Origin of the sequence: Verrucosispora sp. WMMC514 (genome assembly GCF_027497295.1) — a bacterium.
Classification (GTDB): Bacteria; Actinomycetota; Actinomycetes; order Mycobacteriales; family Micromonosporaceae; genus Micromonospora; species Micromonospora palythoicola.
The window spans coordinates 1024047-1045869 of sequence record NZ_CP114906.1 but is presented as its reverse complement, the minus strand read 5'-3'; the positions used below and the strand labels follow the sequence as shown (position 1 = coordinate 1045869).

At 72.0% G+C, this 21823-nt stretch carries 17 protein-coding genes; 11 read left to right on the top strand and 6 right to left on the bottom strand.

The window, feature by feature from the left end:
* Nucleotides 1-64 precede the first annotated feature (64 nt).
* The 3 genes from O7597_RS04665 to O7597_RS04655 all read left to right on the top strand — a co-directional run bounded on the left by O7597_RS04665 (nucleotide 65) and on the right by O7597_RS04655 (nucleotide 3378).
* Nucleotides 65-1411, top strand: coding sequence for a dipeptidase (locus tag O7597_RS04665; RefSeq protein WP_269738698.1), 1347 nt, complete (start codon nucleotides 65-67; stop codon nucleotides 1409-1411).
* 70 nt (nucleotides 1412-1481) lie between these two features.
* Complete coding sequence (locus O7597_RS04660) at nucleotides 1482-1688, top strand: hypothetical protein (protein WP_093410448.1); 207 nt, start codon at nucleotides 1482-1484, stop codon at nucleotides 1686-1688.
* A gap of 103 nt (nucleotides 1689-1791) precedes the next feature.
* On the top strand, nucleotides 1792-3378 hold the full coding sequence (locus tag O7597_RS04655) for an ATP-dependent DNA ligase (protein WP_281582107.1): 1587 nt from the start codon (nucleotides 1792-1794) through the stop codon (nucleotides 3376-3378).
* 4 nt (nucleotides 3379-3382) lie between these two features.
* Here O7597_RS04655 and O7597_RS04650 read toward each other — a convergent pair whose 3' ends face one another.
* Nucleotides 3383-4201, bottom strand: coding sequence for an SURF1 family protein (locus O7597_RS04650; protein WP_281582106.1), 819 nt, complete (start codon nucleotides 4199-4201; stop codon nucleotides 3383-3385).
* A 284-nt stretch (nucleotides 4202-4485) separates the two neighbouring features.
* On the opposite strand from O7597_RS04650, the gene O7597_RS04645 reads away from it, so the two are divergent.
* Nucleotides 4486-5967: a cobyrinate a,c-diamide synthase gene (locus O7597_RS04645; protein ID WP_281582105.1), complete on the top strand. Its 1482-nt coding sequence runs from the start codon at nucleotides 4486-4488 to the stop codon at nucleotides 5965-5967.
* 3 nt (nucleotides 5968-5970) lie between these two features.
* On the opposite strand, the gene O7597_RS04640 is transcribed toward O7597_RS04645, so the two are convergent.
* Nucleotides 5971-8103: a transglycosylase domain-containing protein gene (locus O7597_RS04640; protein WP_281582104.1), complete on the bottom strand. Its 2133-nt coding sequence runs from the start codon at nucleotides 8101-8103 to the stop codon at nucleotides 5971-5973.
* Nucleotides 8104-8134: 31 nt separating this feature from the next.
* Between O7597_RS04640 and cobC the strand changes: the two genes are divergently transcribed.
* From cobC to cobA, 3 genes are all read left to right on the top strand, one after another.
* On the top strand, nucleotides 8135-9307 hold the full coding sequence (cobC, locus tag O7597_RS04635) for an Rv2231c family pyridoxal phosphate-dependent protein CobC (protein ID WP_281582103.1): 1173 nt from the start codon (nucleotides 8135-8137) through the stop codon (nucleotides 9305-9307).
* Nucleotides 9307-10413 carry a nicotinate-nucleotide--dimethylbenzimidazole phosphoribosyltransferase gene (cobT, locus tag O7597_RS04630; protein ID WP_269738697.1) on the top strand — a complete coding sequence of 369 codons (1107 nt, stop codon included), beginning with the start codon at nucleotides 9307-9309 and terminating at the stop codon, nucleotides 10411-10413. The genes cobC and cobT overlap by 1 nt, the downstream gene beginning before the upstream one ends.
* Before the next feature lie 141 nt (nucleotides 10414-10554).
* Nucleotides 10555-11811: a uroporphyrinogen-III C-methyltransferase gene (cobA, locus tag O7597_RS04625; RefSeq protein WP_281582102.1), complete on the top strand. Its 1257-nt coding sequence runs from the start codon at nucleotides 10555-10557 to the stop codon at nucleotides 11809-11811.
* Nucleotides 11812-12119: 308 nt separating this feature from the next.
* Here cobA and O7597_RS04620 read toward each other — a convergent pair whose 3' ends face one another.
* From O7597_RS04620 to O7597_RS04610, 3 genes are all read right to left on the bottom strand, one after another.
* Nucleotides 12120-12707: a hypothetical protein gene (locus O7597_RS04620; protein WP_281582101.1), complete on the bottom strand. Its 588-nt coding sequence runs from the start codon at nucleotides 12705-12707 to the stop codon at nucleotides 12120-12122.
* Between the two features lie 752 nt (nucleotides 12708-13459).
* Complete coding sequence (gene otsB / locus O7597_RS04615; RefSeq protein WP_269738696.1) at nucleotides 13460-16021, bottom strand: trehalose-phosphatase; 2562 nt, start codon at nucleotides 16019-16021, stop codon at nucleotides 13460-13462.
* Between the two features lie 41 nt (nucleotides 16022-16062).
* Nucleotides 16063-17463, bottom strand: a complete 1401-nt coding sequence (locus O7597_RS04610; protein WP_119579773.1) for a trehalose-6-phosphate synthase — start codon at nucleotides 17461-17463, stop codon at nucleotides 16063-16065.
* Between the two features lie 342 nt (nucleotides 17464-17805).
* Here O7597_RS04610 and ettA point away from each other — a divergent pair, with 342 nt between their 5' ends.
* The 4 genes from ettA to O7597_RS04590 all read left to right on the top strand — a co-directional run bounded on the left by ettA (nucleotide 17806) and on the right by O7597_RS04590 (nucleotide 21332).
* On the top strand, nucleotides 17806-19482 hold the full coding sequence (gene ettA / locus O7597_RS04605) for an energy-dependent translational throttle protein EttA (protein WP_269737875.1): 1677 nt from the start codon (nucleotides 17806-17808) through the stop codon (nucleotides 19480-19482).
* Nucleotides 19483-19496: 14 nt separating this feature from the next.
* Nucleotides 19497-19940 carry a thioesterase family protein gene (locus O7597_RS04600; RefSeq protein ID WP_269737874.1) on the top strand — a complete coding sequence of 148 codons (444 nt, stop codon included), beginning with the start codon at nucleotides 19497-19499 and terminating at the stop codon, nucleotides 19938-19940.
* Entirely contained in the window at nucleotides 19937-20617 is a 681-nt protein-coding gene (locus O7597_RS04595; RefSeq protein WP_269737873.1) for a hypothetical protein, read from the top strand. The genes O7597_RS04600 and O7597_RS04595 overlap by 4 nt, the downstream gene beginning before the upstream one ends.
* Nucleotides 20618-20747: 130 nt before the next feature.
* Entirely contained in the window at nucleotides 20748-21332 is a 585-nt protein-coding gene (locus tag O7597_RS04590; RefSeq protein ID WP_164447459.1) for a YbjN domain-containing protein, read from the top strand.
* Between the two features lie 42 nt (nucleotides 21333-21374).
* Here O7597_RS04590 and O7597_RS04585 read toward each other — a convergent pair whose 3' ends face one another.
* Entirely contained in the window at nucleotides 21375-21803 is a 429-nt protein-coding gene (locus O7597_RS04585; RefSeq protein WP_269737872.1) for a globin, read from the bottom strand.
* Nucleotides 21804-21823 lie beyond the last annotated feature (20 nt).

The window sequence follows — 21823 nt, the reverse complement described above, 5'->3', positions numbered from 1 at the left end:
CCGCCACGCCGGCCGCGCCGGCCGGTAAGGCCGGCATACGATGCCGGTCATGACCACACCGATCATGACCGAGTCCGACCTGCGGGAGGCCGTCGCGCGGGAGCTGCCCGGCGTCCGGGCCGACCTGGAGCGCCTGGTCCGCATTCCCGGCATCGCCTTCGACGGCTTCGACCACGCCCACGTGGAGCGCTCCGCCGAGGCGGTGGCCGAGTTGCTGCGCGGCTGCGGCCTCGACGTGGAGGTGGCGCGGGCCGGTGGTCAGCCCGCCGTCATCGGCCGCCGGGCGGCGCCGCCCGGTGCCCCGACGGTGATGCTCTACGCCCACCACGACGTGCAGCCGATCGGCGACCCCACGTTGTGGGAGTCCGACCCGTTCGAGCCGGTGGAGCGCGACGGTCGGCTGTACGGGCGGGGTGCCGCCGACGACAAGGCCGGCATCATGGCGCACGTCGCGGCGCTGCGCGCGTACGGTGACCGGCTGCCGGTTGGTGTGGTCGTGTTCGTCGAGGGGGAGGAGGAGTACGGCTCCGACTCCCTGGAGCGGCTGCTCGCCGAACACCGGGACAAGCTCACCGCCGACGTCATCGTGATCGCCGACTCGACCAACTGGGATGTCGGCGTACCGGCGCTGACCACGTCGCTACGCGGCATCGTCAACTGCTTCGTGGAGGTGCGCACGCTGGACCACGCCGTGCACAGCGGCATGTTCGGCGGTGCCGTCCCGGACGCGCTCACCACCCTGGTCCGGCTGCTCGCCACGCTGCACGACGACGCCGGCAACGTGGCGGTGGCCGACCTGGTCGGCCGGGAGGCGGCCCGCGTCGACTACCCCGAGGACCGGTTCCGCGCCGAGGCCGGGCTGGCCGACGGTGTGCGGCTGTTCGGCACCGGCCGGATCACCGACCGGTTGTGGACCAAGCCGGCGCTCGCCGTGCTCGGCATCGACGCCCCGGCCACCGGCGAGGCGCCGAACGCGCTGGTTCCGGCGGCCAAGGCCAAGCTCAGCGTGCGGCTGGCGCCGGGCGACGAACCGAAGCGGGCGTACGCGGCGCTCCGCGCCCACCTGGAGCGGTACGCACCGTGGGGCGCGCAGGTCGAGGTGACGTTCGAGCACGACGGTGCCCCCTGCGTCATCGACGCCAGCGGCCCGATGTTCGACGCGGCCCGATCTGCCTTCCGGTCCGCCTGGGACGGCACCGACGCGGTGGAGATCGGGGTCGGCGGCTCCATTCCGTTCATCGCCACCTTCCAGGAGATGTTCCCGCAGGCGGCGATCCTGGTGACCGGAGTGGAGGATCCGCACGCCCGAGCCCACGGGCCGAACGAGAGCCTGCACCTGGGCGAGTTCGCCCGGGTCTGCCTCGCCGAGACGTTGCTGCTGGCCAGAGTGGCTGAGGTGGGTCGCGGGTGAACCCGTAACTTCACACCGACGGTAGCCGTTTCCGGTGTGTCGGACGCGGGGCTGTTGTAGCCTCTCGAACATGCGTACGAATGAGGTTCTGGCCCGCCTGGAGGCCGCCGTCATCGCTCTGGGGGACGTCGACGTCTCCGCGTGGCCCGAGGACACGCTTAAGGAACAGCTCGGCGAGTTGTCCGCCGCGCTGGTCGCCTTGGACGCGTCGCTGTCGCGTATCGCCGACGGTGTCCGCGCCCGGGGGCTGCGGATCGAGGAGCCGGTGCCGGCCTGACGTCGGCGACCGCCGGGCGGTCAGGTGGCGGTCGGGACCACAGCGAAGGTCGGGCCGTCCGCAGGTGGCACCGGTTGTCGGTGGTGGCTGGCAGGATGAGGTCGTGCGGTTCCTGGACCTGGCTGCCACCTCCGCGGCCGTCGGCGCCACCAGCGGTCGTCGGGCCAAGGTGGAGCTGCTCGCCGATGCCCTGCGGCGGCTCGATCCGCCCGAGGTGGCGGCGGGCTCCGGTTGGCTCGCCGGCGAGCTGCGCCAGCGGCAGACCGGGGTCGGCTGGGCCAGCCTGCGCGACCTGCCCCCGCCGGCCACCGAACCGACGCTCAGCGTGTCGGCGGTGGACGCCGCGATCGACGAGATCGCGGCCGTGCACGGCGCCGGCTCGCAGGCTCGGCGTCGGGCCCTGGTGCACGCCCTCTACGCGGCCGCCACCGCCGACGAGCAGCGTCTGCTGACCGGCCTGTTCCTCGGCGAGCTGCGGCACGGTGCCCAGGCCGGGCTGCTCGCCGACGCGGTCGCCCGGGCAGCCGGGGTGCCCGTCGCCGTCGTACGCCGGGCGCTGCTGCTCGCCGGCGACCTGCGGGCGGTGGCGGTGGCCGCTCTCGGCGGCGGGGCGACCGCGCTTGCCGAGTTCGGTCTCCGGGTGGGTCGGCCCCTGGCGCCGATGCTGGCGCAGAGCGCGTCCACCGTCGACGAGGCGCTCGCCGCCACCGGGGTGCCCGCCGTGGTCGACGTGAAGCTCGACGGCATCCGCATCCAGGTGCACCGCAGTGGTTCCGACATCGCCGTCTTCTCCCGCAGTCTCGACGAGATCACCACCCGGGTGCCCGAGGTGGTCGCCGCCGTGCGTGCCCTGCCCGCCCGGGAGATCGTCCTCGACGGGGAGGCCATCGGGCTGGACGCCGCCGGCCGGCCGCTGCCGTTTCAGCAGACGTCCAGTGCCGCTGCCCGCCGGGCCGGGTCCGCTGGTCCCGCCGCCGGGGCGCCGGTCGCACCGGCGGTGCGCGCCGCCGCCGAACGGACCGGTGCGACCGTGCTCACGCCGTACTTCTTCGACCTGCTGCACCTCGACGGGGTGGACCTGATCGACCTGCCGGGCCGGGAGCGGTGGGCGGCGCTGCGCGGCACGGCCGACGCGTCGCTGCTGGTCGGGCGGATGGAGGTGGACGACCCGGAGCAGGCCGGCGAGGCCTTCGCCGCCGCACTGGACGCCGGCCAGGAGGGCGTGGTGGTCAAGGCGCCCGGCGCGCCCTACGACGCCGGCCGGCGTGGCGCCGCCTGGGTCAAGGTGAAGCCCCGGCACACCCTCGACCTGGTCGTGCTCGCCGTGGAGTGGGGCAGTGGCCGACGCACCGGGTGGTTGTCGAACCTGCACCTGGGCGCTCGTGACCCGGGCACCGGCGGGTTCGTGATGCTCGGCAAGACCTTCAAGGGGCTCACCGACGAGCTGCTGCGCTGGCAGACCGAACGCTTCCTCGGCCTCGCCGTGGACCGTGGCGACTGGGTCGTCCGGGTCCGACCCGAGCAGGTCGTGGAGATCGCGTTCGACGGCGTGCAGAGCAGTTCGCGCTATCCGGGCGGGGTGGCCCTGCGGTTCGCCCGGGTGGTCCGCTACCGGGACGACAAGACCGCTGCCGAGGCCGACACCATCGACGCCGTCCGGGCGATCCACGCGGGCCGCCGGCCCGGCTGAGTGATCAGGTGACGGCGGGGGTGCCGGAGTCGGCGGCCCGGTCGCGGGGGCGTTCGTCGACCACCCCGGCGAGCCGGCGGGCCTCGCGGCGGGCGATCCAGCCGTAGCCGACCAGGGTCATCGCCGCGAAGATCCACCACTGGACGACGTAGCCGAGGTTCTGCCAGTTGTTGGTGTGGCCGATCGACACGGCCCGGAACGTCGGGTCGGCGGCCGGTGTCTGCTCGTCGAGAAGCACGTACGCGCCGTGCACCGGGTAGGGCAGCGCGCCGGCGAGCTGGGGCACGGCCACCCGGCGACTCTCCAGGCGGCCCTCGCGGCGGGACACCTTGGCGTCGCCGCTCTCGCTCGCGTGCACCCGACCCTCGACGGTCACCTCACCCGCCGGTGCCGGTGGCACGTCCGGCTGCGCCACCGCCCCACCGGGGGCGGGTGGGATCCAGCCGCGATCCACCAGGACGGCGGTGCCGTCGGTGAGCAGCAGCGGGGTGACCACCTCGAAGCCGACCCGGCCCTCGGCCGTGCGGCCCCGCACCAGGACGATGTTGTCGGTGTCGTACCGGCCCGTCACGGTGACTCGGGTGAAGGTCCGCTCCTCCGCCGGTGGCGCACCGACGGTGCCCGGACCGCCGGTCGGCGCGGGCAGCGCCTCGCGCAGTGGCACGGGATCCATCCGCAGGCCGGCGTCGATGCGTTCGTTGATCGCGGTGCGGCCGTGGTAGCGGTCCAGCTGCCAGTTGCCGAGCAGCACCATCACCGTGGCGGCGGCCAAGGCCAGCACGAGCAGGCCCAGCCAGCGCGGGGTCAGCAGGAACCGGTACACGCCACGAGGTTACCCGTGTGACCGCCGCCACTGTGCCGAGCCGTCGGGGCGTCCACGCGCCGTTGTCGGCGCCGGGCCGCCGCAGGCAGTGAGCCCGGCCGGAATCCGGCGCCGCAGACCTCGTGGTGGCGGAGCGTACGCGCGTCGGGGCCCTCCGCCACCGACCGGCTGACCTGGCCCGGACGAGGTGGCGGAGGGTGCGTGTCCGGCGTCCGGTTCAGCTATCGTCACGCGGGCGGAGCGCGCCGACGGTCGGCACGCCGACCGCTCGCGAGGAGTCGATGATGACCGTCGTGCCGCGTCTGGTGCTCAGTGCCCCCTCGTCCGGACACGGCAAGAACGCGCTGGCGATCGGTCTGCTCGCCGCGCTCGCCGACCGGGGCCTCGACGTGGCCGGCTTCAAGATCGGGCCCGACCAGGTGGATGCGGCGTACCTCGGGCTGGCCAGCGGCCGACCCGGGCGCACCCTGGACCCGCGGCTGGTCGGTGCCGAACGCGTCGCCCCGCTGCTGCTGCACGGTGCGCAGGGCACGGACCTCGCGGTGGTGCAGGGCAGCATGGGTCTGTACGACAGCCTGACCGGCCGGAGCGAGACCGAGTCGACCGCCGCCGTCGCCACCGTGCTGCGCAGCCCGGTGGTGCTGGTGGTCGACGTCGCCGCGATGGGCCAGTCGGTGGCCGCCCTGGTGCACGGCTTCCGGGCGTACGACGAACAGTTGTGGATCGGCGGGGTGATCCTCAACCGGGTCGCCTCCGCCCGGCACGAGGCGCTGCTGCGGGAGGCGCTCGACGACATCGGTGTGCCGGTCTACGGCGCGCTGCGCCGTCAGGATCTGCCCTCGGTGCTGCCGTCGCGCCGGCACGGCGTGGTGCCGGTGCTCGAAGGCGCCGGTGAGGCCACCCGGGCGGTCCGGCGGTTGGGTGAGGCGGTGACCGCCACGGTCGACCTGGAGCGGCTGCTCGGGCTGGCCCGCTCGGCACCGGCGCTGGGCGTGCCGCAATGGTCGCCGCCGAACACCGCCGAGGCTGTCCCGGCCCGGCCAGCCGGCGCCGCTCCTCCGGTCGTGGCGCTGCTCGGCGGACCGGGCGGCAGCTTCAGTCACGCCGAGACGGCCGAGCTGTTGCGGGCCGCCGGTGCGGAGGTGATGACGCTCGACCCGTTCGCCGACGAGGCGCTGCCGGCCGGCACCCGTGCCCTGGTGGTCGGCGGAGCGCTGCCCGAGTCGTACGCGGAGCAGCTCTCCGCCAACCGGCGGCTCTGCATCGCGGTCGCCGAACTGGCCCGCACCGGCCGACCGGTGGTCGCCGAGGGCGCCGGCCTGCTCTGGCTGGCCCGCGAACTCGACGGGCTGCCGATGTGCGGGGTGATCGACGCGATCGGCAGTCTGCGGGACGGGCTGGTGGTCGGCTACCGCGAGGCGACCGCTCAGGGTGACAGCGTGGTTGCCGCCCGTGGTGACGTGGTGGTCGGGCACAAGGAGCACCGCGCGGTCCTCACCCCGCGGGGCGGGCAGCGTCCGGCGTGGAGCTGGCCGGGCGGCGCGCCGGAGGGATTCATCTGGCGGGGTGTGCACGCCTCCCAGCTCGTGCCGCACTGGGCCGCGTACCCCCAGATCGCGACGCGGTTGGTGGCCGCCGCTGCGGCCGAGCCGGCCACGGTCCCGGTCGGGCCCGGCGGCGGTGTCCCGGCCGGGCCGGCGGGTGTCGCTCCGGGCGACCCGGCCGGTGCGGTGGCGTCCGAGCCGGTCGCCGGGCCGTCGGCCTGAGCATCAGCCGACGATCCGGTCCGACGGTGGGACGAAGTCCCGCGCGGGTTTGCCCTTCAGGGCGTCGCGGAGCGTGTTCGACACCGCCGCGATCGGGATCTGCGACTGGCCGTCACCCACCGCGTTGAACGGATTGTCGGGGTCGGAGATGAAACTGGCCGCCGCCAGTTCCGGCGTGTAGCCGACGAACCAGGCGGATCGGGTGCTGTCCGTCGTACCGGTCTTGCCGGCCACCGGGCGGCCCACCGTGCCGCGCACACTGTCGGCCGTGGACCAGCCGCCGCAACTGCCCTTGGCCGGGGTGTCACCGGTGGGGCAACGGGCGGCGTCGGTGGCCGCGCGCGCCGCGTCGGCGCTGACCACCTGGCGGCAGCGTGGCTTGGCGACCTCCCGTTCGATACCGCCGGGTGTGGTGTAGGTGGCCGGGGTGCCGTCCCGGTTGTAGATGGCGTTCACCGGCAGCGCCTCGCAGTAGCGCCCGTCGGCGGCGACCGCCGCGTAGGCGTTGGCCATCTCCAGCGGAGTGGCGTCGGAGACGCCCAGGGTGAAGGCGCCCCACTTGTTGGCCTTCGCCGGGGAGGCGTGCTCCCGGTCCACGTCGGTACGCCAACGCAGCCCCAGTTGCTCGGCGAGCCGGACGGCCCGTTCCGCCCCGACCTGCTCCTCCAGCCAGACGAAGTAGGTGTTCACCGACTTGCCGAAGCCGGACCACATGGTCTGCGTGCCGCTCATCGCGCCGCTGGCGTTCGAGGGCTGCCAGCCGTCGTAGACCTCGGAGCGGTAGCTGTGCGGCGCGTTGAAGGTGGTGTTGAGCGGCATGCCGGCGTCGAGGGCGGCCAGCATGGGGAACATCTTGAACGTCGATCCGGCCTGGTAACCGGGCAGGTCACCACCGCCCATCAGGGGTGCCACGGTGTTCGGGTAGTTGGCCTTGACCTCCGGCCCGGCCTCCGGGTTGGAGCTGAGCGGGTTCTCGTCCAGGTTGAGGGAGTAGGTGCGGTTCACCGCCATCGCCTTTACCCGCCCGGTGCCCGGTTCGGAGACCACGATGCCGTTGGCGAACGGGCTGCCGGTGTTCGACTCGGTGCCGACGTTCTTCTCCGCCGCCGCCTGGATCTTCGGGTCCATGCTCAGCACGATCCGGTAGCCGCCCCGGCGTAGCTTGTCCAACCGCTGGAGCGGGTTCGCACCGAACGCCGGCTGGGCGCTCCACCAGTTCTTCAGGTAGTCGCAGAGGAACCCCCAGCTGTTCCACTTCTCGGGCACCGCCGCGCAGTCGTTCGGCGGATAGGTCAGTCGGAGCCGGATCGGCTCACCCTTCGCCGCCTGCGCGGAATCCGGTGAGACGTAGCCGAGACGTGCCATGTTGTCCAGCACGTAGTTGCGTCGGGCGGTGGCCTCCTTCTGGTCCGAGCTGGCCGGGTCGTACTGGGAGGGTGACTTCACCAGCCCGGCGAGGGTGGCCGCCTCGACGGCGGTCAGCTCCTTGGGGGTTTTCGAGAAGAAGATCTCGCTGGCGGCGTAGATGCCGTACGCGCGGTGCCCGAAGTAGGCGGAGTTGAGGTACCGCTCCAGGATGTCCTCCTTGCTCAACTCCTTCTCCAGGTCGACCGCCATGCGCATCTCCTTGATCTTGCGCGTCGGGGTCTGCGCGGTGGCCTCCTGCACCTCTCTGGGGTTGGTGGCGCTGTCGCGCAGCGCCATCCGGACGTACTGCATGGTGAGCGTGGAGGCTCCCTGGGAGACGCCGCTGGAGCGGGCGTTGGCCACGAAGGCGCGGGCGACGCCCTTCGGGTCGACGCCGTGGTGCTGGTAGAAGCGGTTGTCCTCGGCGGCGACGATGGCCTGCTGCATGCTGGGCGAGATGTCCGACAGCTTGGTGTACTGCCGGTACTCCTCGAAGAACATGGTCAGCACGGTCCTGCCGTCGGGCGCGTACAGGTAGGAGGTCTCGGCGGGCAGGGCGGTGGTCAGCAGCCGGGTCTTGCTCTCCACGGCGTGCGCGGTGGCCTTGGCGCCGATACCGGTCACCGCGACGGCCGGGTACGCGGCGGCGGCGACGACGATGCCGGCGATCAGCCCGGCGCGGAGCAGTGGGACGAGACGACCAGCGGCAGCAAGGGGTCGGTAGCTCACCCCGTCAAGTTATGACATTTCCGATTCAAGCATGAGAAATACTCATGAAGTGATGCGTGGTGATGCGGCCCACCCGCCGGGTTGCTGTCCCCCGCGCCGCCTTCCCGGCAGGATCGCGGTCATGCATGGGCAGCTGAGCACCACACCCACGACGGCGGTCGAACCGGATCTGACCCACCACGGCGACGCCGAGGTCGCCACGGGCCTGGTCGACCTCGCCGTCAACGTGCGACGCGCCCCGCTGCCACCCTGGCTGGCCGGGCCGATCACCGCGTCGATGGCCGACCTCGCCGCGTACCCGGACCCACGCCCGGCCCGCGCCGCCGTCGCCGCCCGGCACCGTCGCCCACCGGAGGAGGTGCTGCTCACCGCCGGTGCCGCCGAGGGCTTCGTGCTGCTCGCCCAGGCACTGCGCGGGGTACGCCGGCCGGTGGTGGTGCACCCGCAGTTCACCGAGCCGGAGGCCGCGTTGCGGGCTGCCGGACACCCGGTGGAGCGGGTGCTGCTCGACGCGGCGGACGGTTTCCGGCTCCACCCGGATCGGATACCCGCCGACGCCGACCTGGTGATGATCGGCAACCCGACGAATCCCACCTCCGTACTGCATCCCGCCGCCGACCTCGCCGCACTGGCCCGCCCCGGTCGGGTACTCGTGGTCGACGAGGCGTTCGCGGACACCGCCGCCAGGACCGGCGTGCCCGGCGAACCCGAATCGCTTGCCGCCCGCCGGGACCTGCCGGGACTGCTGGTCGTACGCAGCCTCACCAAGACGTGGGGGCTGGCCGGGCTGCGGATCGGTTACCTGCTCGGCGAGGCCGCGCTGCTGCGCCGACTGGCCGCCGTACAGCCGCTCTGGGCGGTTTCCACCCCGGCGCTGGCCGCCGCCGAGGCCTGTGCGGGCCCCGAGGCGGCCCAGGCCGAACGGGCCATCGCCGAGCAGCTCGCGGCCGACCGCGAACACCTGGTCGCGCGGCTGTCGGCCCTGCCCGGGGTGCGCGTGGCCGGTCGTCCGGCCAGCGCCTTCGTGCTGGTGCGGATCTCCGGCGCGGACCGGATCCGGGACCGGCTGCGGGCGCGTGGCTGGGCGGTACGCCGGGGCGACACGTTCCCCGGGCTCGGTCCGGACTGGCTGCGGATCGCAGTTCGGGACCGGACGACCACCGACGCTTTCACCACCGTGCTGGCCGAGATCATGGAGGCATGATGCTGGAGAACACCATCGCGGCCGTCGGCCCGCTCGACGAGTCGGCGATGACCGCGGCGCGGCAGTTGCAGGCGCGCCTGACCAAGCCCGCCGGTTCGCTCGGCGTCTTGGAGGAGTTGTCCGTACGCCTCGCCGGCCTGGCCGGCAGCTGCCCGCCGCCGGTGCCCGACCGGGCGGCGGTGGCGATCTTCGCCGGTGATCATGGCGTGCACGCCCAGCGGGTCAGTCCCTGGCCGCAGGAGGTCACCGGGCAGATGGTCGGCAACTTCCTGGCCGGTGGAGCGGTGGTCAACGCCTTCGCCCGGCAGGCGGGCGCCTCGGTGACCGTGATCGACGTCGGGGTGGCGACCCCGCTGCCGGAGGCCGACGACCGCCCGGACGGTTCCGGTGCCCCGCGCGGCGGCGTACCGGAACCGGCGGTGCCCCGGCTGCTGAAAACACCGATCCGGCGCGGTACCCGGGACATGACCGTCACCGCCGCGATGAACCGGCAGGAGGCGCTGGCAGCGGTCGAGGTCGGCATCGGCGTCGCCGGCGACCTGGTCGACGCCGGTGCCGGAATTCTGCTGACCGGTGACATGGGGATCGCCAACACCACCCCGGCCGCCGCCCTGGTCGCCGCCTTCACCGGGGCCGACGCCGCCGAGGCCACCGGCCGGGGGACCGGCGTGGACGACCCGACCTACCAGCACAAGATCGAGGTGGTCCGGGCCGCGCTGCGCCGGCACCACCCCGACCCGGCGGACCCGCTCGGTGTGCTGGCCGCAGTCGGTGGGCTGGAACACGCCGCCCTGGCCGGGTTCGTGCTCGGCGCCGCGGCACGCCGCGTACCGGTGCTGCTGGACGGGGTGATCGCGGTCTCCGCAGCGCTTGCCGCGGCGGCCTTCGCCCCGGACTCCGTGGCGGCCATGGTCGCCGGTCACCGTTCCGCCGAGCCTGGCGCGACGGTCGCGCTGCGACAGCTCGGCCTCACCCCCCTGATCGACCTCGGACTGCGGCTCGGTGAGGGCACCGGTGCGTTGCTGGCTCTCCCCGTGGTCACCGGCGCGGTCCGGGTACTGCACGAGGTGGCCACCTTCGACTCCGCCGGGGTGGCCGAGAAGTGAGCGAGCGAACCCTTCGGGCTGGCGGCGAGATGCCGGGCACCACCGATGCGCGGAGCGAGGCGGCATGAGCGGGCGTGCGATGCAACGATCAGGTCCGGCAGTGGCCGCGCCCCGCCGCTGCCCCGCGAGGCGGGCGGCAGCGTGAGCACCAATTCCTATCCCCTCGGGCTCCGGCTGGCCGGACTCCGCGTGGTGGTGGTCGGCGGGGGAACGGTGGCCACGCGGCGGGTCCCGGCGCTGCTCGACGCGGGCGCGGACGTACTGCTGGTGACGCCGGAGATCACCCCGGCGCTGCGCGCGCACGTCGACGCCGGGCGGCTGCGCTGGGCGGCACGCCGGTTCACCCCGGACGATCTCGACGGCGCCTGGCTGGTGCAGGTCGCCATCGACGACCCGAGCGCCGCCGCGGAGGTCAGCGCCGCCGCCGCCCAACATCGGATCTTCTGCGTACGCGCCGACGACCGGAACGCGGCGACGGCCTGGACCCCGGCCGTGACCCGGTACGGCCCGGTCACCGTCGCGGTGCACGGCGGCGGCGACCCACATCGCGCGGTGAGCGTCCGCGACGCCATCCGTACCCTCCTGCAACACGAGCGGAAGCCACTGGAGCCGACCGAGCCGGAAACCCCGGCGAACCGTCCCGCTGACGGGGGCGGCCGTCCTGGTCGGGTCGCCCTGGTGGGTGCCGGACCCGGTGACCCGGAACTGATCACCCTCCGTGGATGGCGGCTGCTCAGTGAGGCCGACGTGGTGGTCGCCGACCGGCTGGTGCCCGGACTGCTCCTGGACGAACTGCGCTCGGGCGTGGAACTGGTGGACGCCTCCAAGATCCCCTACGGCCCGTCCCGGACGCAGGAGGAGATCAACCGGATTCTGGTGGACCGGTCGTCGGCGGGCGCCTTCGTGGTCCGGCTCAAGGGCGGTGACCCGTACGTCTTCGGCCGGGGCGGCGAGGAGCTGCTGGCCTGCGCGGCGGCCGGAGTACCGGTCACCGTGGTGCCCGGGGTGACCAGCTCGATCGCCGCACCGGCCGCGGCGGGCATTCCGGTCACCCACCGGTCGGTGGCACACGAGTTCACCGTCGTGTCCGGGCACGTCGCGCCGGAGTCGCCGGACTCCCTGGTCCGCTGGGAGGCGCTGGCCGGGCTACGCGGCACGCTGGTGATCCTGATGGGCCTGAAGAACCTACCGTCGATCGCCAGCACGCTGCTGGCGCACGGACGGGCGGCCGGTACGCCGGCCGCGGTCATCCAGGAGGCCACCACCGGCGGTCAGCGGATCGTCCGCTGCACGCTCGGCGAGGTGGCCGAGGCGGTGACCGCTGCGGGGTTGCGTCCGCCGGCGGTGGTCGTGGTCGGTGACGTGGTCGAGGCACTGGGGGCGGCCGGGCTGGACTGAGCGTTTGCTCTGGGTTTCCGACTTGTTGGGTGGTTGCGGTGGGGCTGGGGGCGACCGTGCCCGGCTTCGGGCGGTCAGGCTTGATCCCTGCGCCGGGCACGGTCGCCCCCAGCCTGACCTGGTTGGCCTCCGCCCGGGTGTGGGCCCTTGAGTCGGCCCGGGCGGGTTCGCTGTTTGCTGTTGCTGATCTGGCTGCGGTGAGTTCGATCGTTGGCGTGCAGACGCCGCTGGCCGGCACCCGGGTTCGGGTGCCGGCCAGCGGCTTTCTGCTCCCCCTGTGGAGGAATGTCTTCGGTTGTCAGCTGGGGTCAGCTGGTCCAGTGCTGGGCGACGAGGTCGGCGGCCTGCTGTTCCCACTGGGCGTAGTGGTCGGGGTAGGCCGAGACCTGCACGGTCTGCGCGGCCTGGGTCAGCGGCATGTCCTGCCAGCCGTCGACCTGCTTCAAACCCTTGAGGAACGCCAGGGTGGAGTACTCGGGGTCGGTGATCTGCTCCACCGTGCCCCACCCGCTGGACGGGCGCTGCTGGAACAGGCCCTGCGAGTCGTGGTCGTTGCGGTCACCCAGGTGACCCAGGTTCTCCAGCTTCGACTCCTGCAACGCGGTCGCGATCGACACCACGGCGGCACGCTCGTCCATGCCGGCCTTCTTCGTCGCCGCGATGATCGCCTTGACGTTGTCGATCTGCTCGTCGTTCAGGTCGACGTGCGACTGGCCGGTGGGGGTGCCGTGCGGCAGCAGCTTGCTGGTGTCGGGCTTGTCGGCCTGCACCGCCGCGACCGGGGCGGTGGTGACCGGGGTGATGTCGGCGTGGGCGGCCACCGGGCCGGCGAACAGACCACCGGTGAAGGCCAGACCCGCGATACCCAACACGCTCTTACGCAGCATCGTGTTCATCACAAAGCTCCATTCGGGGGTCGACGCACACCCACACCAAGGGGGATCGGTCAGGCGCACGCAAGCACCAGAAAGGCGCTCAAAGAAAGGGGGAAAGTCCTCCGGCACGCGGGGCGTATCCGCCGCTTCGCATCGCCGGGACCATGTCCAACGACCACCGGCCCGCCATCATTCCCCGGGGACCCACACCCATCGGGGCGGGCGGTGTCCTCCACGGTCGTTCGGGGATGTCCAACGACCACCGGCCCGCCACCATTCCCCGGCGGCCCGCACCCACCGGGGCGGGCGGTGTCTTCCTCGGCCGTTCACCCGTACACAACGCCCCCGGGGCCCGCACCCATTCCACCCCGAGCCACGCCCGGAACCCGACACCCACCCCAAACCCGACAACCGCCACCCACAACCCGCAATCTTGGTCCGACAACGCCCCCCAAGGGGCACAATCGCACCAAGATCCACACCAAACGCTGGCCCCTCCCGCACGACAAGGAAGGATGCGGGCTCGCATCCGCCGCGCCCGCCGCACCGGCCCTGGGGTCAAGCCCGACCGCCCAAAACCGGCGTAGCACCCAAACCCCCCGGGCGGCGCCCCACACCCCAAAGGCACCCACAGCGTTGACCATGAGGTTAGCGGCAGTTTTGGAGATCATAAACGCCGCCAACCTCATGATCAACAGGGAAACCGGGGGGTGAGGTGTGCGTGGAGGCGGCCGGAGACGAGGGTCTCCGGCCGCTTGGGTGTGGGCGATTTGTTACTGCTTGAGCATGTTGTCGAGGAGCAGGGCGCAGCGGACCACGCCGAGGTGGCTGTACGCCTGCGGGTGGTTGCCCAGGCCGCGCTCGGCCAGCGGGTCGTACTGCTCGGGCAGCAGGCCGGTCGGACCCGCCGTGTCGATCATCTGCAGGAACAGTTCCTCGGCGTCGGTCCGCCGGCCGGTGCGCAGGTACGCCTCGATCAGCCAGGCCGTGCAGATGTGGAAGCCGCCCTCGCGACCGGGCAGCCCGTCGTCCCAGTGGTAGCGGTAGACGACCGGGCCGCTGCGCAGATCCGCCTCGATCTTCAACACGGTGGAGAGGAAGCGGGGATCGTCACCGGCCAGCAGTCCGGAGATCCCGATCCACAGCGACGAGGCGTCCATGTCCTCGTCGCCGTACGCGACGCTGTACGCCTCGGCGTGCTCGTGCCAGCCGTACTCCAGCACGTTGGCGCCGATCCGGTCGCGCAGTTCCACCCACTCCGGGCGGTCCTCGCCGCCGTGCTGACGCATCACGTGCAGCGCCCGGTCGACGGTCATCCAGCACATGACCTTCGAGAAGACGTGGTGCCGGGGTGGTAGTCGGGCCTCCCAGATGCCGTGATCCGGCTCGTGCCAGCGCCGGCGGACCGCCTCGACCATGTTCTCCAGCACCCGCCACTCCTCGGCGCGTACCGAGCCGCGCACGTCGGCGGTGGCGGCGATCAGGTCGGCGATCGGGCCGAAGACGTCGAGCTGGAGCTGGTGGTTGGCGAGGTTGCCGACGCGTACCGGGCGGGATCCGGCGTAGCCGGGCAGGGTGTCGATGACCGCCTCGGCACCCAGCTCGAAGCCGTCGACCGTGTAGAGCGGGTGCAGCCGTTCGGGGTGCCCACCGGTGCGCTCCACACAGCCGTCCACCCAGCGCAGGTACGCCTCGGCCTCGGTGATCGAGCCCAGGTCGACCAGGGCCCGGGCGGTCATCGCCGCGTCCCGCAGCCAGCAGTAGCGGTAGTCCCAGTTGCGTACTCCGCCCAGTTCCTCGGGCAGCGAGGTGGTCGCCGCCGCCAGGATCGAGCCGGTGGCCTCGTGACAGAGGGCGCGCAGGGTCAGGGCGCTGCGGGCGACCAGGTCCCGGGCGGTGGTCGGCAGCCGCAGCGAGGCCACCCAGTCCTTCCAGGGACGCTCGGCGGCGGCCTGCCGCTCGTGGATCGGTAGCCGGTGGTGTTCCAGGCTGTGCGTACCGAAACGCAGCTCCAGCACCACCTGGCCGCCGAGCGCGGCGAGGTCGACCACCGCCTTGGCGGTCTCGTACCCGCCGTCGTTGCCGACCTCCCACTGCACGCCGGGGGAGTAGAGCGCCACCGGCTCGTTGGAGCCGAGCACCAGCAGGCCGTCGCCGAGCGGCTGAAGCTGCACCGCCACCTGGCCGAACTCCGGCCGGGGTGCGAACTCGATCCGGACCCGGCCGGTGCCGGTCAGCACCCGGATCAGGGTCGAATCGCCAGAGATGATCGCCGGGCCGTCCGGCGTCGCCTTGGGATCCGGCTTGTCCAGCCAGTCGGTGACGGTGAGCCCGGACCAGCGGGTCTCCACGGTCATCGTGCCCGACCGGTAGCGCTGGCCCAGCGGAATGCCGCCCCGCTCCGGTGCGACGCTGAAGTGCCCGGCCGGACTGCCACCGACCAGATCCGCGAAGATCGCCGCCGAGTCGGGCTTGGGGTTGCACAGCCAGCTCACCTTGGCGTCCGGCGTGAGCAGTGCGACCGTCCGACCGTTGGCCAGCATCGAGTGCCGCTCGATCGGCACCGCCCGCTCACCGAACAACCAGTGCCGTCGGGTCTCCAGCAACAACCCCAGCGCCCGGGCGGCCTCGATCGGCTCGGCCACCCGGTAACCGGCCTTCGTCTCACCCGGGCCGATCTTGATGCCGACGTCCGGGCCGTGCAGGTTGCCGAAGGCGTTCTCGTCGGTCACGTCGTCGCCGATGAAGAGCACCGCACTGGCCGAGAGCTGGGTGCGCAGCTGGTCGACGGCGGTGCCCTTGTGGGTGGCCACGACGGAGAGCTCGATGACCTCCTTGCCCTGGGTGACGGTGACGTCTGGCCAGGTCGCGGGGCCGTTGCGGACCGCGTCGATGGCGGCGGCGGCGACCTGGGGAGCCACCCCCCGGGTGTGTACGGCGACACTTGCCGGCTTGCGTTCCAGCCGGACACCGGGGTGGGCCGCGGCGATGTCCCGCAGGGCGTCGCGCAGCCGGGCCCGGACGGCGATCAGTTCGGGGGAGAGCCGTTCGACGAAGCCGATGTCGAATTCGGAGCCGTGACTGCCGACCAGATGGACCTCGCTCGGCAGCCGGGAGAGGGCGGCCAGGTCGCGCAGCGCGCGGCCGGAGACGACCGCCACGGTGGTCTGCGGCAGCGCCGCCAAGGCCCGCACCGCCGCCACCGACTCCGGCAACGGTACGGCCTTGCTGGGGTCTTCCACGATCGGCGCGAGCGTGCCGTCGTAGTCGCAGGCGACCAGGAGCTGGGGTACCCGGGCGATGCGCCCGATGGCGGAGCGCAGTTCCGGATCCATCGGGCCCGCGACGGGCGTGCTGTTCTCGTTGGACGCCGCGTTCACGCTGCCTCCATGTCGGGCACACCGAGTTCGGTGAGGAAGGACTTCGCCCAGTGCCCCACGTCGTGGGTGCGCAGATGGCGTTGCATTGTCCGCATACGGCGACGAGCCTCCGGCTTCTCCACATGCACGGCCCGTAGCAGAGCGTCCTTGACCGCGTCTGGGTCGTGCGGGTTGCACAGGAACGCCTGACGCAGCTCGGTGGCGGCGCCGGCGAACTCACTGAGTACGAGTGCGCCCCCGTGGTCCGCCCTTGATGCGACGTACTCCTTGGCCACCAGGTTCATTCCGTCTCGCAGCGGAGTGACCATCATCACGTCGGCGGCGGCGTACATCGCAGCCAGTTCGGTCCGACTGTACGACTGATGCAGATAATGCACCGCCGGCACACCAACCCGGCCGAATTCGCCATTAATCCGACCAACCTCGCGCTCAACCTTGACGCGAAGTGCCTGGTAGTGCTCCACCCGCTCGCGGCTCGGTGTGGCAACCTGCACCATAACCGCGTCGGGGACTGTCAACTTTCCGTCAGCCAGCAACTCGCGGAACGCCTTGAGGCGCAGCTCGATGCCCTTGGTGTAGTCGAGCCGGTCGACGCCGAGAATGATCGTCCTGGGATTGCCCAGCTCCTCGCGGATCTCCTTGGCCCGCGCCTGGATCGCCGGGTCGGCGGCTAACCGTTCCATCTCCTTGGTGTCGATGGAGATGGGGAACGCGCCGGCCTTGACCTGGCGGCCGTCCACCTGGATCATCTGGCCCTCGTACCGCAGCCCCAACAGGTGCCGGGCGAGTCGGACGAAGTTCTGCGCGGCGAGCCGCTGCTGGAACCCGACCAGGTCGGCGCCGAGCAGGCCGCGCAGGATCTCGGTGCGGAACGGCATCTGCATGAACAGCTCGATCGGCGGGAACGGGATGTGCAGGAAGAAGCCGATCCGCAGGTCGGGGCGCAGCTCCCGGAGCATCGCCGGCACCAGTTGGAGCTGGTAGTCCTGGACCCAGACCGTGGCCCCCTCGGCGGCGACCTCCGCCGCGGCCTCCGCGAACCGGGCGTTGACCAGGCGGTACGCCTCGCGCCAGCGGCGCTTGTAGGCGGGTGTCTCGACGGCGTCGTGGTAGAGCGGCCAGATCGTGGCGTTGGACTGCCCCTCGTAGTAGCGCTCCAGCTCCTCGGCGCTCAGTGGCACCGGGTGCAGCCGGATGCCCTCCAGGTCGAACGGCTCGGGGGCCGCGCCGGTGCCGCCTGCCCAGCCGACCCAGGTGCCCTGGTGCTCGGCGAGAACGGGATGCAGCGCGGTGACCAGCCCGCCGGGGCTGCGTCGCCACTGCCGTCCCTCGGGTGTGCTCACCTCGTCGACCGGCAGTCGGTTCGCCACTACGACAAAGGAGCTACGGACGGTCACGATCGGCCACCTCCGGGTGCTGACGGGTCCACCGCGATGAGCGTACTGAGCGTAGCTGCGGTGTCTGTTCCCCTGTGCCGGACTCACCTACCCGTGCCGAACTCGGCGAACCCTGGACGTGATCATGTTTACAGGTGCGCTCCCGCCGCCGGTGGTCGGGGCGCTGGCCGGACCCGCTGGACACCGTCTGGCGGGGCGATGTGGGCGCGGTCCGGCGTACCTGTCAGGATTGACGACGGCGTGCGTGCGGCCGGCTGCCGGCCGACGGCGGCGGACAGCGGCCCTGGCCCGCGCCCGTGGCACGCGAAATCGGCGATCGACAGCGACGGAGGAGCCCGCACCGTGGCCCAGTTCATCTACGTCCTGGACAAGGCGCGCAAGGCGCACGGCGACAAGGTCGTGCTCGACAACGTGACGCTGAACTTCCTGCCGGGCGCCAAGATCGGGGTGGTCGGTCCGAACGGCGCCGGTAAGTCCAGCCTGCTCAAGATCATGGCGGGCTGGGACCAGCCGAGCAACGGCGAGGCCCGGCTGATGCCCGGCTTCACCGTGGGAATGCTCGCGCAGGAGCCGCCGCTCAACGACGCCAAGACCGTCCTCGGCAACGTCGAGGAGGCGGTGGCGGAGACGAAGGTCAAGCTGGAGCGGTTCAACAAGATCGCCGAGCAGATGGCCACCGACTACTCCGACGAGCTGATGGAGGAGATGGGCCGGCTCCAGGAAGAGCTGGACCACGCCGACGCCTGGGACATCGACTCCAAGCTCGAACTCGCCATGGACGCGCTGCGGTGCCCGCCGCCGGACGCCGACGTGACCCAGCTCTCCGGCGGTGAGCGCCGTCGGGTCGCGCTGTGCAAGCTGCTGCTGGAGGCGCCCGACCTGCTGCTGCTCGACGAGCCCACCAACCACCTGGACGCCGAGAGCGTGCAGTGGCTGGAGCAGCACCTGGCCAAGTACGCCGGCACGGTCGTCGCCATCACCCACGACCGCTACTTCCTGGACAACGTGGCCAACTGGATCCTGGAGCTGGACCGCGGCCGGGCCTACCCGTACGAGGGCAACTACTCCACCTACCTCGAAAAGAAGGCCGCCCGGCTGGCGGTCGAGGGTCGCCGCGACGCCAAGATGAAGAAGCGCCTGGCCGACGAACTGGACTGGGTGCGCTCGAACGCCAAGGCTCGGCAGACCAAGTCCAAGGCCCGACTCGACCGGTACGACGAGATGGCCGCCGAGGCGGAGAAGACCCGCAAGCTGGACTTCGAGGAGATCCAGATCCCGCCGGGCCCCCGCCTGGGCAACACGGTCATCGAGGCGAACGGCCTGACCAAGGGCTTCGGCGACCGGCTGCTGATCGACAACCTCTCCTTCTCGCTGCCCCGCAACGGCATCGTCGGCATCATCGGGCCGAACGGCGTCGGCAAGACCACCCTGTTCAAGACCATCGTCGGGCTGGAGGAGCCGACCGGCGGCCGGGTCCGGGTCGGCGAGACGGTGTCGCTGTCCTACGTCGACCAGAACCGTCAGGGCCTCGACGGGGACAAGACCGTCTGGGAGGTCGTCTCCGACGGGCTGGACCACCTCATGGTGGGCAAGGTCGAAATGCCCTCGCGGGCGTACATCGCGGCGTTCGGCTTCAAGGGCCCCGACCAGCAGAAGCCGACGAAGGTGCTCTCCGGCGGCGAGCGCAACCGGCTCAACCTGGCGCTGACGCTGAAGATCGGCGGCAACGTCATCCTGCTGGACGAGCCGACCAACGACCTGGATGTGGAGACCCTGTCCAGCCTGGAGAACGCGTTGCTGGAGTTTCCCGGCTGCGCCGTGGTGATCTCCCACGACCGGATGTTCCTGGACCGGGTCGCCACGCACATCCTGGCCTGGGAGGGCGACGACGAGGACCCGGCGAAGTGGTTCTGGTTCGAGGGCAACTTCGAGGCGTACGAGAAGAACAAGGTCGACCGGCTCGGCGCCGAGGCGGCCCGTCCGCACCGGGTGACGTACCGCAAGCTGACCCGGGACTGACCGGGCGATCCGTCGTGGCTGACCGGTTCGTCTACCGCTGCACCCTGCGCTGGTCCGACCTGGACGCGTACGGCCACGTCAACAACGCCCGCTTTCTCACCCTGTACGAGGAGGCCCGGGTGGCGTTGATGTTCGTCGGTGCCCGGGCGTACGGGGTGGACTCGTTCGCCGAGGGCGTGGTCATCCGCCGGCACGAGGTCGACTACCTGCGGCCGGTGGACTACGCCCTCGACCGGGCCACCGTCGAGACCGCGCCCACCGTCCGGATCGAGCTGTGGGTGGAGCAGTTGCGGGCCGCTTCCTTCACCGTCGGCTACGAGATGTACGACGGCGAGCTGCTCATCAGTCGGGCCCGCTCGGTGCTGGTGCCGTTCGACCTGGCCCGGCAGGTACCCCGGCGGCTGAGCGAGCCGGAGCGGACGTTCCTGCTCGGCTACGCGGCGCAGGTGGTGCCATGAGCACCGGACACGGCATCGTCGACAGCGCCGACGCCGGGGCGTTCCTGGCCCGGCTGGTCCGGTTGGAGCGCGCCGCCCTGGTCCGGCTGAGGCCGGCCGCTGCCGGCGCGCGTACCGCCCTCTGGGCGCGGCTGCCGTGGGAGGTACTGGCCGTGCGCACGGTGGCTGGGGCGTGCCCGGCTGACGTGACCGTCGCCGCCGGGCAGTTGCTCGCCGAACTCGCGGCCGGCGGCGCGGACCTGCCGGCCCGGCACGACGCGCAGTGGCGGTGGGCCCTGCCGCCGGCCGTCAGTCGTCGGGTCGAGACGCTGCCGGGCGGGGAACTGCGCCGGCTGGCCGAGGCGGCGGCGGGCACCCTGCGCGCGGCGGCCGAGCACGGCGTCGGTGGCCGGGCGGTGGGGCAGCGGGTGCTGCGCGACGCCCTGCTGGACCACGTGGCGGTGGTGGTCACCCCCGACGACCAGCCTGACCGTCCGGTGGAGGTGACTCAGCGGATGGTCCAGGGTCTGGTTCGCATGGGTTTCCTCGCCGCCTCGGAGGACTCGTCAGACGCTGACGGCGTGCAGGTGCGGGCGGCTGGCCGATGGGTCGGACTGGTGGGACCGTACGGAGCCATCTGGTCGCAGAAGGCCACGGATCTTGTCGTACGGCCATCCGTGACTCATCCGAACGGCTGACCGCTACCCATCCTTCCGGTTTGGTGCTGGCGTTGGGGGGGTGCTTCGTTCCGGCTGTCCGGGTACCGTCCATCCTCGGATCCACCCACTGTAGGCGACCGGATCCGCTGGGGAGTGAGGTGCGCGAGCGATGCCGTGGTGGTCATGGCGTCCAGGTCCCGCCAGTGGCGGTGACCCGGAAACTCGAAGCAGGATCATGGTGGAAGGTACCGTCCGGGTCGGCCCGCCGGCGCCCCGCCAACCGGGCGACGACTGCCCGGCTGCGGAGCGTCCGTTGATCGCCGACATGCCAGCCACCGTCGAACAGGTCACCCTGCGCCGGATCTGCGACGCGCTGGACCTGCTCGACGTGCGTTACCTGGCCGACGGCGACGGCAACCTGCTGGCCATGTGGGAGCGGCACGCGGTGCTGGTCACCCTCGAGGGGCCGGAGGACGAGATCCTCGTGCTGCGGGCCCGGCCACACGCGACCGTGCCGCCGGACTGGGCGGACCGGGCCTACCGGGTGGTCAACGAGTGGAACCACACCAGACGCTTCTGCAAGGCGTACGTGGGTGATCCCACCGAACGTGGGCAGCTGCCGATCTACGCCGAGTTGCAGGTGCCGCTCGCGGCCGGTGCCCACGACGCGCTGCTGGTCGAGTTGCTCGACTGCGGTGCCGCGGTGGCCACCAGCTTCGTCGACTGGCTGCACGACGAGGGCGCCCTGCTCTGACCGGGGCGACGTCGTCAGACCGGTCGGGTGGTACGACGGCGGTCAGCCGTGTGCCGCCGGGTCCGACATGTCGTTGACCATGAAGTACGCCGACCGCTCCAGGTAGTTCCACAGTTCCGCGGCGAGCGCCGGAGGCAGGTCGAGGTGGTCGACCGCCCGGCGCATGTGACCCAGCCAGGCGTCGCGTTCGGCGGCACTGATCCGGAACGGGGCGTGGCGCATCCGCAGCCGGGGGTGGCCCCGCTGCGTCGAGTAGGTGTTCGGGCCACCCCAGTACTGCATGAGAAACAGCCGCATCCGGTCGGCGGCCGGGCCCAGATCCTCCTCCGGATACATCGGGCGCAGCAGCGGATCGGCGGCGATGCCGGCGTAGAACTCCTCGACCAGCCTGCGGAACGTGGGCTCACCGCCGACGGCGTCGAAGAAGGTGACCGCCTCGCCGTGGCCTTCGGACTCACCTGCGGGATTCACCGTTCCATCCTGCCAGGCCC